Raw genomic sequence first — 12505 nt, forward strand, 5'->3', positions numbered from 1 at the left:
GCAGGATCGAAGATCATGACCACCGCAGCACGCACCCAGGAACAGCACCGACACGCCCAGCCCCAGGCCGAGGCGGTGATCGACCTGGATGCGGTCGCGGACAACGTTCGCCTGCTGCGCGAATACGCGGGGAACGCCGCGGTGATGGCCGTGGTCAAGGCCGACGCCTACAACCACGGCGCTGTGCAGGTCGGGAAGGCGGCGCTCGCCGCCGGCGCGCGGGAACTCGGTGTCACGACCCTCGCCGAAGCTCTGGAGCTGCGCGCGGCGGGCATCGACGCGCCCATTCTGGCGTGGCTGCACACCGTCGACGCCGATTTCGCGCCCGCGATCGCCGCCGGCGTCGAGATCGGTGTGTCCTCGCCCCGTCATCTCGCCTCCGTCGCCGCCGCCGCCCGCGAGACCGGCATCACCGCGACGGTCACCGTCAAGATCGACACCGGACTCAACCGTGGTGGCGTCGCCCGCGACGAATGGCAGGACTTCCTGCGCGACCTCGGTCGCGTGCAGGCGGAAGGCGCGGTGCGGTTCCGGGGTGCGTTCTCCCATCTCGCACACGCCGACGAGCTCAACCACCCGGAGATCGACGCGCAGCGGGACCGGCTGATCGAGGCCGTCGCCGATCTGCGTCGGCAGGGCACCGCCCCGGAAGTGGTGCACCTGTCGAACTCCGCCGCCGCCGTCACCCGCCCCGACCTGCGATTCGACATGATTCGGCCCGGAATCGCGATGTACGGGTTGTCTCCGATTCCCGAGGTCGGTGACTACGGGTTCCGGCCCGTGATGACGCTGCGGACGAGGGTGGCGCTCGTGAAGAAGGTGACAGCAGGATCCGGGGTGTCCTACGGGCATCACTGGATCGCGCCGGTGGACACCACCGTGGCGGTGTTGCCCATGGGCTACGCGGACGGAATCCGGAGGAATCTCAGCGGCCGCTTCGAGGTGTTCCTCGGTGGCCGGCTCCGGCCCCAGGTCGGCCGCGTGTGCATGGACCAGATCGTGGTGGACCTGGGCTCGGACGGCGGTGGAGTAAGCGAAGGCGATCATGCGTTGTTCTTCGGTGACGGACGCCACGGAGAGCCCAACGCCCAGGACTGGGCGGACCTGCTGGACACGATCAACTACGAGGTCGTGACCGGCGTCGGCGGACGCACCGTACGGACCTACATCGGTGGTGAAGGAGGCGGGTCGGAATGAGCATGATGGGCAGGATGGGGCTTTTCGCCGCGAGTCTGGCCACCCTCGCCTCCGCGGCCGGCCTGTACGCGGTGCGATCCGCGGGCATGCCCGCCCCCGAGATCTACGCCGACGAGGACTTCGACGCGATGCTGGCCGCGCCCAAGCGCATCGTCACCACCGAGGACGGGGTCGAACTCGCCGTGCGCGAATTCGGATCCCCGCGTGCCCCGCTGACCGTCGTGTTCGTCCACGGATACTGCCTTCGCATGCAGTCCTGGCACCTGCAGCAGCGTTACCTCACCGAACGGTGGGGCCGCGACGTCCGGATGGTGTTCTACGACCAGCGCGGGCACGGCGAATCCGGTGCCGCCGGAGCGAAGTCCTGCACCATCGCGCAACTCGGTCGCGACCTCGGCCGCGTCATCGACGAGACCACCCCGGGCGGGCCCGTCGTGGTCGTCGGGCATTCGATGGGTGGCATGACCGCCATCGCGCTCGCCGCGCAGCGCCCCGACCTGTTCGACTCCCGGATCGTGGGTGTCGGTCTGCTCTCGACCACCGCGGCCGGCCTGAGCAAGACCGGGCTGGGCCGCAACCTGGAGAACCCGGTGATCGACGGGTTCCGTTATACCGCCCGCACCGCCCCCGGGTTCGTGCAGTACGCCCGCGGCACCGCGAAGGCGATCGTCTCGCCGATCCTGCGGGCCGCTTCGTACGGCACGGTCGTGAGCCCGCGGCTGGTGGAATTCTCCGACCGCATGCTCAACGAGACGTCGGTGCTGACCATCGTCAACTTCCTCCGCACCCTGGAACTGCACGACGAATCAGCCGCCCTGCCGACCGTCGGCAGGGTGCCGGTCCTGGTGCTGTGCGGTGATGCCGACATGGTGATCCCGTTCTCCGGCTCCGAGGAACTCGCCGCGAGTCTGCCGGACTGCGAGCTCAAGCGGGTGCGGGGCGCAGGGCACCTCGTCCAGCTCGAGTTCCCGGAGGTCGTGTGCAAGGCCTTGGACCGGCTGGTGCAGCGGGCCTTCGCATACGACGCGCGCAACCGGCGGGCCGTCGGTGTCTGAACACGTGAAGGATGATGCTGTGTCCGACCACGCCGTGTCCGATCACGCCGGCGAGCAGTACGCCGAGCTGCCGACCGTCGAGGACACCGAAGCGCTGGGCCGCCGGCTCGCCGCGGACCTGCAGGCGGGCGACCTGGTGGTGCTCGACGGACCCCTCGGCGCCGGAAAGACTGCGCTGACCAGGGGTATCGCCGCAGGTCTCGGGGTGCAGGGGCGGGTCACCTCCCCGACATTCGTGATCGCCCGCGAGCACCGGCCGGGGGAGCGCCCCGGCGGGAAACCGGTAGGGCTCGTGCACGTGGACGCCTACCGGCTCGGCGACGGCCCGGACGCCCTGGACGAACTCGACGCCCTCGATCTCGATACCGACCTGACCGCCGCGGTCGTCGTCGTCGAATGGGGCGAGGGACTCGTGGAGAAGCTGACCGACCGGCATCTGCGGGTGCGGTTGCGTCGCGACCCCGAATCCGATGTGCGCCGTGCCACCTGGGGCTGGGTCGGGTAACTATCAAACCGGCGGTATCCTGGGTAATCGTGCTCGTTCTCGCCGTCGATACCGCCACCCCCGCCGTGACCTCGGGGCTGGTCCGCCTCGGCGACGGCACGCCGCAGAATCTCGAGACCCTGTCGGTGCGGGTCTCCGACAATCCGCGGGGGCACGCCGAGATCCTCACGCCCCAGATCCTCGAATGCCTCGCCGAAGCGGGATGCGAATCGGCGGACCTCGACGCTGTCGTCGTCGGTGTGGGTCCCGGACCCTTCACGGGATTGCGCGTAGGGATGGCGACCGCCGCCGCGTTCGGTGACGCGCTGGGCATCCCGGTATACGGAGTGTGCACCCTCGATGGGCTCGCCGCGGACGTGTACGCGGCCGATGAGAACGGCCCCGATCTGCTCGTCGTCACCGACGCCCGCCGCCGCGAGGTGTACTGGGCGCGATACGCCGACGGTCGCCGGGTGGAGGGTCCCGAGGTGCGCAAACCCGCCGAGGTGACGGCCGCGCCCTCGCAGCGGGTCGCGGGATCACCCGCCCACACCCCGCTGTTCGACCTGCCCGCCGTGCCGGTGCACACGCCGTCGCCGGCCGGGCTGGTCGCGGTCGCCGCACCCGAGCTGCTCGCCGCGACCGCACCGCAGCCGTTGGTGCCGCTGTACCTGCGTCGGCCGGATGCGGTGGAGACGGCGGCCCGGAAGAAATGACCGTGTCCATCGATGCGCTGCGCCCGGACGACGTCGAGCGTTGCGCGGAACTCGAACAGGTCCTGTTCCCCGGGGACGACCCGTGGAGTGCCGACGCGTTCCGGTCGGAACTGGCGTCCCCGCACAACCACTACGTGGCCGCCCGCGACGACGACGGTCGCCTGATCGGTTACGCCGGTCTGGCCCGGCTCGGTACCGGTGTGCACCCCGAATCGGAGGTGCACACGATCGGTGTCGACCCGGACCTGCGGCAACGCGGCATCGGGGGCGCGTTGCTCGACGAGCTGCTGCGTGTCGCCGACGCCTGGGGCGGCCCGGTGTTCCTCGAGGTGCGGACCGACAACGACGCGGCGATCGCGTTGTACCGGCGTGAGGGCTTCGAGATCGTGGGCACCAGGAAGCGTTATTACCAGCCGAGCGGAGCCGACGCGTACACCATGTGTCGGCCGGACCGGCGAGAGGAGCGAAAGCCGTGATCGTGATGGGCATCGAGAGCTCGTGCGACGAGACGGGTGTCGGGATCGTCCGGTGGGTCGGCGACGGCACGCTCGAACTGCTCGCCGACGAGGTGGCTTCGAGCGTCGACGAGCACGCCCGCTTCGGCGGCGTGGTGCCGGAGATCGCGTCCCGCGCGCATCTCGAGGCGATCGTCCCGACGATGCGCCGGGCGCTGGCGGCCGCCGGCATCGGCAAGCCCGATGCCGTGTGTGTCACCATCGGCCCGGGCCTGGCCGGCGCGCTGCTCGTGGGGGTCGCCGCCGCGAAGGCGTACGCCGCGGCCTGGAATGTGCCGTTCTACGCGATCAACCACCTGGCCGGGCACGTCGCCGTCGACACGATCGAGAACGGTCCGATGCCGCCGTGCATCGCGCTGCTGGTTTCGGGCGGGCACACCCACCTGCTGCATGTCGAGGACCTCGGCAAGCCGATCGTCGAGCTCGGCACCACCGTCGACGACGCGGCCGGTGAAGCGTTCGACAAGGTGGCACGGCTGCTGGACCTCGGATACCCCGGTGGCCCCGTGCTGGACAAGCTGGCCCAGCAGGGCGATCCGACCGCTGTGGTCTTTCCGCGCGGCATGACCGGGCCGCGCGATGCGCGCCACGACTTCTCGTTCTCCGGTTTGAAGACCGCGGTCGCGCGGCATGTCGAAGCGCTGGAACGCGCCGGGCAGCCGGTTCCCGTCGCCGATGTCGCGGCCGGATTCCAGGAGGCGGTCGCCGACGTGCTCACCATGAAGGCGGTGCGCGCGGCTCAGGATGTCGGTGTCGACACGCTCGTGCTCGGTGGCGGCGCGACCGCGAATTCGCGGTTGCGTGCGCTCGCGCGGGAACGGTGCGAGGCCGCCGGGATCACGCTGCGGGTGCCGCGGCCGCGGTTGTGCACCGACAACGGTGTGATGATCGCGGCGCTCGGTGCGCACCTCATCGCCGGGGGCGCGCAGCCGTCGCTGCTGACCGCCGCCACCGATCCCGGCCTGCCGGTGTCCGTGAGCCAGGTGGTCTGAACCGGTCTCATCCGCCGACGGTGGATCCGGCCGGCGGTAGTGCCGGTGCTTCCGGTGTTGCGGGCATGAGTGTCGGAGCACCCGAGTCCGGCCCGATCGGAGTCCGATCCGGCTGAGACGTCCCCGGCGCACCGGGTTCCGTCGTGACCGGCTCCTCCGGGTGCGGTTGCGGCGTCGTCGATCCGGCGTCGGGCACCGTCGTCGGCGGCAGCGGGGTCGTGGTCACCGGCGGGGTGGAGGTCGGCGGGGTCGGCTGCGGGGGCGTGGTTCCCGACGTGGTCGAGCCCGGACGCTCGTCGTCGTCATCGGGGCTCTGCATGGTCGGCGATATCGGCGGGAGCAGCGACGTCGTGGTTTCCGGCACCGTCGTGGTCGGCATCGTCGTCCGGTCCTCGTCGTTGTCGGTGGTGACCCCGCCCGAGGGGAGCCGGGTGGGAACCGGATCGTAGGACGGGATGCGTGTCTCGGTCGGGGCGGTCGCGTCGGGCTCGACCGTGTCGGAGGTGATCGGCGGGACCGAGTCGCTGGATCCGGCGGGGGAGACGGGCCGGTCGGTGGTCGCCGGCTCGGCGATCTGATCGGTCGCGTAACCGGCGACGAGTGCCCCGGCGACCAGCGCGCCGACGAGCACCCCGGCGGTGCGGCCCGAGGAGCGGGACGCACCGGACTCGGTGCTCCCGGCGAGCGGGTAGCGGTCGAGGTGGGGGTGATCGTCCAGGTACGCGGCGCCGTGTGCGGGAACGGTCGCGGGTTCGTCGACGGTGACCGCGGGACCGTCGAACGCGGCGGTGACCGCTGCGGCCAGCGCCGGAAGGGACGATGCGCCGCCGACGAGTACGAGCGCCTGCGGGGTGGCCGGGGCCGCGGCGCAGGTCCGGGCGGTGAACTCCGCGGCCTCACCGACCAGATCCGCGACCAGCTCGTCGAGTTCGGTGCGGGTGACCGTGACGGACACGCCCGGTCCGGCCTCGCCGATCTCGATGTGGGCGGTATCGCCGGCGGTGAGGGCTTCGAGGGCACCCAAGCAGCGCGCGGAAAGCAGTTCGTTGTCGACCGGCATGCGGGTGCGGACACCGTCCGTGGATCGGTGGACGTGGTCGAGGAGCCGTCCGGTGATCGTCTCGCCGCCGACTGCGTCGATGCGGTCGGTGTGCAGGATCCTGCCGTCGACCCGGTCGACGACCGACACACTCATCCCGGACGCGCCGACGTCGGCGATCGCGATCGCGCCGTCGGAGTCGGCGAGTCCGGTGGTGTGCAGGTAGGTGACGACCGCGGTCGTCTCCGGGATCAACCGGACGAGGCGGCCCTCCCGGTTCGCGGCGGCGCGGACGGAGTCGGCCTGTTCGGTGGTGCGGTAGGCGACCGTGACGACTTCGGGCGCCGGGATGTCGGCGATCTGCGTCGTCATCAGCGTGACCGCGTCGAAGACGAGGGCACCGAGGTCGCGATGATCGTGCGTGTCGGCTGTGAGTTCGCGGTATTCGGTGGTCCGGCCTTGCGGCGCGTCGATCACCAGCGCGGAACCCACCCCGGATGCTCCGGTGGAGATTCCCAGCGACGTGCGCATTGTTTACCTTCCGAGCGTGACCGGAGGCCAAGGAGCTCGTGTGCACCTCGATCGGTCACCGTATGGTCACGCTTCGTGTCTCTGTTATCCGAACGTAACAGAAGGACGGTACGACGCGCCGAGTACGAGTAAGCGCCCGGAAGCCTTGAGTGCTGGCACTCGCATGTATAGAGTGCTAGTGACACCGAGCGTCGGCCCGGCACCCGCGACGACGGGACCTCGCGCGGAGTCTGTGGTGACTGAACGAATCCGAGTCCGGGAGCACAAGTTTCCGGACCCAAGTACCCCTGAAAGTGGAGGGCTCATCGTGGCGAGCGTGAACATCAAGCCGCTCGAGGACAAGATCCTCGTCCAGGCCAACGAGGCCGAGACGACGACTGCCTCCGGCCTCGTCATTCCGGACACGGCGAAGGAGAAGCCCCAGGAGGGCACCGTCGTCGCCGTCGGCCCCGGCCGCTGGGACGAGGATGGCGACAAGCGCATCCCCCTGGATGTCAAGGAAGGCGACGTCGTCATCTACAGCAAGTACGGCGGAACCGAGATCAAGTACGCAGGCCAGGAGTACCTGATCCTGTCGGCTCGCGACGTGCTGGCCGTCGTCGCCAAGTAAGCCGCGTGCATTCCGCCCCGGAGTTCCTCAACGGACCCGGGGCGGAGTCCGTTCCGGAGAAATTCGACAGGAGTAGTCGGAGAACATGTCCAAGCAAATCGAGTTCAACGAGACCGCGCGGCGCGCGCTCGAGCGTGGCGTCGACCGCCTCGCCGACGCCGTCAAGGTCACGCTCGGCCCGCGCGGGCGGCACGTCGTGCTCGCCAAGGCGTTCGGCGGTCCGACCGTCACCAACGACGGTGTGAGCATCGCCCGCGAGATCGAGCTGGAGGATCCGTTCGAGAACCTCGGTGCCCAGCTCGTCAAGAGCGTCGCCACGAAGACCAACGACGTCGCCGGTGACGGCACCACCACCGCGACCGTCCTCGCCCAGGCCCTGGTCAAGGCCGGCCTGAGGAACGTCGCCGCGGGTGCCAACCCGATCGCGCTCGGCGCGGGTATCGCGAAGGGCGCCGACAAGGTCACGGAGGCGCTGCTCGCGCTCGCGACCCCGGTGCAGGGCAAGGAGGCCATTGCGCAGGTCGCGACGGTTTCGTCCCGCGACGAGGAGATCGGTGCGCTGGTCGGCGAGGCCCTCAGCACCGTCGGCGAGAACGGTGTCGTCACGGTCGAGGAATCCTCGACGCTGCACACCGAACTGGTCGTCACCGAGGGCGTTCAGTTCGACAAGGGCTACCTGTCGCCGTACTTCGTCACCGACGTCGACGCTCAGCAGGCCGTCCTCGAGGACGCGCTGGTGCTGCTCTACCGCGAGAAGATCAGCTCGCTGCCGGACTTCCTGCCGCTGCTCGAGAAGATCGCCGAGTCCGGCAAGCCGGTCCTGATCATCGCCGAGGACATCGAGGGCGAGGCACTGTCGACGCTGGTCGTCAACGCGATCCGCAAGACCCTCAAGGCCGTTGCCGTCAAGGCGCCGTACTTCGGCGACCGCCGCAAGGCGTTCCTGGAGGACCTCGCCGTCGTCACCGCGGGCACCGTCATCAATTCCGATCTCGGCCTGACCCTCAAGGAAGCCGGGCTCGAGCTGCTCGGTTCCGCCCGCCGTGTCGTGGTGAGCAAGGACAACACCACGATCGTCGACGGTGCCGGCACCCCCGAGGCCATCGAGGAGCGCGCCGCCCAGCTGCGCCGTGAAATCGAGGCCACGGACTCCGACTGGGATCGGGAGAAGCTCGAAGAGCGCCTGGCCAAGCTCGCCGGCGGCGTTGCCGTCATCAAGGTCGGCGCGGCCACCGAGACCGACCTCAAGGAGCGCAAGTTCCGGGTCGAGGACGCGGTGAACGCCGCCAAGGCCGCCGTCGAGGAGGGCATCGTCCCCGGTGGTGGTTCGGCACTGGTGCAGGCGTCGCTCGAGCTCGCCGAGCTCGAGGCGTCTCTGTCGGGTGACGAGGCCACCGGTGTCGCGGTTCTGCGGACGGCGCTGTCGGCTCCGCTGTTCTGGATCGCGGCCAATGCGGGGCTCGACGGCTCCGTCGTGATCTCCAAGGTCGCCGAGAGCCCGAAGGGTCACGGGTTCAACGCCGCGACGCTCACCTACGGCGACCTGCTCGCCGACGGTGTCGTCGACCCGGTCAAGGTGACGCGTTCGGCGGTTGTCAACGCCTCGTCCGTCGCCCGCATGGTGCTCACCACCGAGAGCGCGGTCGTCGACAAGCCCGAGGAAGCTGCCGACGCCGGCCACGGTCACGGTCACGCCCACTAGGGCCACCGACCGCAGGTCACGCGACAGACACGAAGCCCCGCCCGGGACTCCCGGGCGGGGCTTCGTCGTCTGGCTCGAAACAGTCAAACAGCGATCTTGCGGCGCCTGTGTCGCGCGTACATCTCGCGCTCGGTCTCGGACATTCCTCCCCAGATGCCGTATGGCTCGGCGACATTGAGAGCATGCTCCCGGCACTGGGCGATCACCGGGCAGGCTCGGCACATCTCCTTGGCGCGGCTCTCCCGCTGGGCGCGAGCGCGTCCGCGCTCACCGTCCGGGTGGAAGAACATCGAGGAGTCCACGCCGCGACACAGGCCGTGCATCTGCCAATCCCAGATGTCCGCGTTGGGTCCGGGCAGGTGATGTGGTGCAGGCATGGTGGCACTCCTTTGCAGCATGCTCGCGTTGGTGCGAGCGGACCGTGGCCGGGAACCGCGTCCCGGCCGAGCATTCTTTCGAACACGGCCACCGTAAAAGCGCGGTGCAAATCACGTCAATACTTTCGTGACGTGGGAAATTACATATCGCTCATAGCGAGAATTAACCTGCGAAATGTTTACTTCGGGGTCGATTCATGATTGGCTGTCGTTCGGCTCTGGCCTGCTGCGATGTCCTGGATGACCCCGGCAATTCCTCCGATGCGCCGTTCACCTGCGGTTTTTTAGGGCGTCCCGTTCTTCCGGCCGCCGCTTCGGCCGCATCTTCCATGAAATCCCGAGTCCCGCAGCGTACATGCACCCTGTTTGAAATTAACGGACTGTAAACGGCCCGCGAATGGCGCACGAAGACCGGAATTCGCAGTCGATATATTTGCGCTCCCGGTGCTTGTTTCTCGCCGGTAGGGGACCGGGGATGTCCGGTCGCGACGATGATGCAATGATTTCGGCGTGTCCGCGACCGTTGCATCTGCGCGCCCGTCCGCTGTCCCTGCCGAGGACGCACTCTCCGCCGAGGATGCGGTCCTGACGGCTGCGGCGTTCGGGGACAGGCCGGGCACGAGTCCGCTGCCTGCCGCGACCGATCCTTACCGGCGATGGCTCCGCGCGGTCGCTCTGGGTGGCCAGGGCTTCTACAGCGGTGCCCGGGCGGAACTGGCGCGCCTGCAGCGCGAGGTCCCGGAAGGCCCCCTGGCGTCCCTCGCGGCGAGCACCGAGGCCTCGCTGTTACGTCAGCTCGGATGGCACCGGCAGGCCGCGACGCACGACGGTCGCGCGTTCGCGCTGGCCCGCGCGGCCGTTCCGCGGCTTCCGGGGGACACGACCCGCATCGTCGAAGCGCAGTGCGATGCCCTGACCGGCCTGGCCGCCGATGCGCTCGGGTGCGGCCGCCTCGACCTGTCGCGGCGGCTGCTCGCACACTGCGCGGACCTGCTGGGGGCCGCCGGGGACGACGCCGCTGCCGGGACCTTCTGGAGGCAGCGGATCAGGCTGCACTGGGTGACTGCGGAAACCGCGCTGGCCTCCGGCGATTTCGCGACCGCGAAGCAGCACGCCGCGCAGGCCTCCGCCCTGGCCGACCGGAGCCCGTCCGTGCGGCACCGGGTGAAATCCGACCTGCTGCGCGCGGCGTCGGCGACCGGCGACCCCGACCTCGGGCCGGCGCGTGTGCTCGCCGCCGACGTGTCCGAGCGTTGCGCGGAACACGGCCTGGTGCCGCTGCGCTGGGCGGCGGCGATGCTGGCACACGGAATCGGTGCCGTGCCCGGCGCAGATCACGTGCGGGACGAATGTGCCCAGGTCGTGACCTGTCGCGGCGGGCGGTTCGCAACGATCCGAAACTAGTTCTGCCAGGGCGAATCGGAGTTGTCCGGGCATGTCGTTAGGCTGGTGGCGTTCCACCGTCAGTGGAAGCACTCCCGGGCGGGGACGTGCCACTTGTAACACCAGGACATACGCAATCGATGACTGTTATGGGTGAGGAGTTGGACTCGGCAGTCGCTGCGGCTTCGCAAGGCGATCGGGCTGCCCTCGCCCAGGTTCTCGCAAGCATCCGACCCCTGGTCGTGCGGTACTGCCGGGCAAGGGTCGGGTCTGCGGAGCGCGGCCAGCACTCCGCGGACGACGTGGCGCAGGAGGTATGCCTGGCTGTGATGACGGCGCTGCCGCGATACCAGGACCAAGGACGGCCCTTCATGGCGTTCGTCTACGGGATCGCAGCGCACAAGGTCGCCGACGCGCATCGGAGTACCGCCCGTAATCGGTCGGACCCGGTCGCTGACGTTCCCGAAGTGATGTCGCTGGAAGACAGCCCGGAAGAACATGCGCTCAACGCGGAGATGAGCCGGCAGATGAAAGACCTGCTCGGAACGCTCCCGGAGAAGCAACGCGAGATCCTGATCATGCGGTTGGTGGTGGGGTTGTCGGCGGAGGAGACGGCAGCCGCAGTTGGAAGTACGGCGGGGGCCGTTCGAGTGGCTCAACACCGAGCCATCGCCCGACTCAAGAAGGAAGTGACGAGAGCAGGTGAGAGGAATGGGTAGGAAGCGCGGTGACGACGACTTCCACGCTGATCTCGCCGACGACGGCACCCCGGTGGACATCGCGGCAGTGCGTCGTGATGATGCCCTCATCGACGCGATCTCCGGTGACGGTCCGGTAACGACGGAATCGGCCGAAGAGTACGAACTTGCCACGCTGCTGGCGGGATGGCGCGCGGAGATCCTCTCCGAGCCGTTACCGGCCGGCCCCGATCTCGACGAGATCGTCGCCGCGGTCCATCGTGAAATCGATGCCCGCGATGCCGAGACGGCCGGTCGAGCGCGCTCCCGCACCCAGCTTCGCCTGCTGCGTCCCATCGCCGGAGCCGCTGCCCTCGTCGCGATAGCTGTCGGCGGTGCGGCGGCCGTGTCCTACGGCGCCGAACCGGGTGACCCGCTCTGGGGCGTCAAGGAAGTCGTTTTCAGCGAGCAGGCGCAGAGCACCGTCGCGCGGATCGATACGACGTCGAGTCTCGAGCAGGCCGAGCGTGCGCTCGCCGCCGGCGACACCGAGGTCGCCAAGCAACTGCTCGAATCGGCGCAGGTCCGATCCAGCGATGTCGTCGACGCCGGTCAACGAGACGAACTGGGCGACTGGCTGCAGCGACTGTCGGACGAACTGAGCAAGCTCGTGCCGGTCCCGCTGCCGGGTCTGCCGGCACCGGCCCCGGCCCCGGTCCCCGCGCCGGTGCCACCGGCGACGGTCCCGCAGTCCGACGCCGCGGTGCCTCCGCAGACACCCGGCACGACAGGGGAGGGAACCCCGTCGGGCACCCCCTCGGACGCCGCGACGCAACCGTCCCCATCCCCGTCCTCGTCGCCCGATCCGACGATCCTGAACCAGCCGACGACGCAGCCGCCGGTGCCGACGGTCGAGCCGAGCACTCGCCCGACGACCACGCAGCCGCAGACGCAGCCGCCGCCGAGCACCCAGCCGAGCACGCAGCCGCAGACGCCGTCCACCACGAATCCGCCCACCACGACAGCGTCGGCCTCGGCATCGACGACGTCTCTCGAGCAGCAGTCGATCAGCGCGCCGGTGGGTACACCGGGTACGCGCTCGGAAGAGACCACGGAAGTGCCCTGACGGTCACCTCGACGTGAAACGCGGCGCCGGCACACCCGAGGGGGTGGGCGCCGCCCGGTTTGTGGGGGTGGGGTGGAGGGGGGAGGAATAGAAGGCGGGAG

Annotated in this window: 13 protein-coding genes; 11 read left to right on the top strand and 2 right to left on the bottom strand. The window is 69.5% G+C overall.

Features of this window, described 5'->3' with window-relative positions; genetic code table 11:
- Positions 1 to 15: 15 nt before the first annotated feature.
- Genes alr through tsaD form a run of 6 tightly spaced genes read left to right on the top strand, consistent with a single transcriptional unit; the run spans position 16 to position 4959 of the window.
- The gene (gene alr, locus ACWDTS_RS22595; RefSeq protein WP_450119070.1) at positions 16 to 1197 is read left to right on the top strand and encodes an alanine racemase; all 1182 of its coding nucleotides are present in this window, start codon (positions 16 to 18) and stop codon (positions 1195 to 1197) included.
- On the top strand, positions 1194 to 2252 hold the full coding sequence (locus ACWDTS_RS22600; RefSeq protein ID WP_197250654.1) for an alpha/beta fold hydrolase: 1059 nt from the start codon (positions 1194 to 1196) through the stop codon (positions 2250 to 2252). The genes alr and ACWDTS_RS22600 overlap by 4 nt, the downstream gene beginning before the upstream one ends.
- A gap of 19 nt (positions 2253 to 2271) precedes the next feature.
- Positions 2272 to 2757 (top strand): tRNA (adenosine(37)-N6)-threonylcarbamoyltransferase complex ATPase subunit type 1 TsaE, encoded by a 486-nt coding sequence (gene tsaE, locus ACWDTS_RS22605; protein WP_248676417.1) that lies wholly within the window; start codon positions 2272 to 2274, stop codon positions 2755 to 2757.
- Between the two features lie 29 nt (positions 2758 to 2786).
- Positions 2787 to 3452, top strand: coding sequence for a tRNA (adenosine(37)-N6)-threonylcarbamoyltransferase complex dimerization subunit type 1 TsaB (gene tsaB, locus ACWDTS_RS22610; protein WP_450119071.1), 666 nt, complete (start codon positions 2787 to 2789; stop codon positions 3450 to 3452).
- Positions 3449 to 3928, top strand: a complete 480-nt coding sequence (gene rimI, locus ACWDTS_RS22615; RefSeq protein ID WP_248676415.1) for a ribosomal protein S18-alanine N-acetyltransferase — start codon at positions 3449 to 3451, stop codon at positions 3926 to 3928. The genes tsaB and rimI overlap by 4 nt, the downstream gene beginning before the upstream one ends.
- The gene (gene tsaD, locus ACWDTS_RS22620) at positions 3925 to 4959 is read left to right on the top strand and encodes a tRNA (adenosine(37)-N6)-threonylcarbamoyltransferase complex transferase subunit TsaD (protein ID WP_197250651.1); all 1035 of its coding nucleotides are present in this window, start codon (positions 3925 to 3927) and stop codon (positions 4957 to 4959) included. The genes rimI and tsaD overlap by 4 nt, the downstream gene beginning before the upstream one ends.
- 7 nt (positions 4960 to 4966) lie before the next feature.
- Here the strand turns inward: tsaD and ACWDTS_RS22625 are convergent, their stop codons facing one another.
- Positions 4967 to 6529, bottom strand: a complete 1563-nt coding sequence (locus ACWDTS_RS22625) for an Hsp70 family protein (protein WP_450119072.1) — start codon at positions 6527 to 6529, stop codon at positions 4967 to 4969.
- Between the two features lie 307 nt (positions 6530 to 6836).
- On the opposite strand from ACWDTS_RS22625, the gene groES reads away from it, so the two are divergent.
- Together groES and groL are read left to right on the top strand one after the other, a co-directional pair.
- Positions 6837 to 7139, top strand: coding sequence for a co-chaperone GroES (gene groES, locus ACWDTS_RS22630; protein WP_068154369.1), 303 nt, complete (start codon positions 6837 to 6839; stop codon positions 7137 to 7139).
- Positions 7140 to 7224: 85 nt separating this feature from the next.
- A complete protein-coding gene (groL, locus tag ACWDTS_RS22635) occupies positions 7225 to 8841 on the top strand; it encodes a chaperonin GroEL (RefSeq protein ID WP_450109326.1) in 1617 nt (538 codons plus the stop codon).
- Positions 8842 to 8924: 83 nt separating this feature from the next.
- Here groL and ACWDTS_RS22640 read toward each other — a convergent pair whose 3' ends face one another.
- On the bottom strand, positions 8925 to 9218 hold the full coding sequence (locus ACWDTS_RS22640) for a WhiB family transcriptional regulator (protein ID WP_197250868.1): 294 nt from the start codon (positions 9216 to 9218) through the stop codon (positions 8925 to 8927).
- 510 nt (positions 9219 to 9728) lie between these two features.
- Here ACWDTS_RS22640 and ACWDTS_RS22645 point away from each other — a divergent pair.
- The 3 genes from ACWDTS_RS22645 (at position 9729) to ACWDTS_RS22655 (ending at position 12404) form a co-directional block, all read left to right on the top strand.
- A complete protein-coding gene (locus tag ACWDTS_RS22645; protein ID WP_450119073.1) occupies positions 9729 to 10622 on the top strand; it encodes a hypothetical protein in 894 nt (297 codons plus the stop codon).
- 119 nt (positions 10623 to 10741) lie between these two features.
- On the top strand, positions 10742 to 11320 hold the full coding sequence (locus ACWDTS_RS22650) for a sigma-70 family RNA polymerase sigma factor (RefSeq protein WP_197250872.1): 579 nt from the start codon (positions 10742 to 10744) through the stop codon (positions 11318 to 11320).
- Positions 11313 to 12404, top strand: a complete 1092-nt coding sequence (locus ACWDTS_RS22655) for an anti-sigma-D factor RsdA (RefSeq protein ID WP_450109327.1) — start codon at positions 11313 to 11315, stop codon at positions 12402 to 12404. The genes ACWDTS_RS22650 and ACWDTS_RS22655 overlap by 8 nt, the downstream gene beginning before the upstream one ends.
- The last annotated feature ends 101 nt before the right edge of the window (positions 12405 to 12505 follow it).

It is taken from the genome of Rhodococcus sp. NPDC003383, assembly GCF_053589115.1.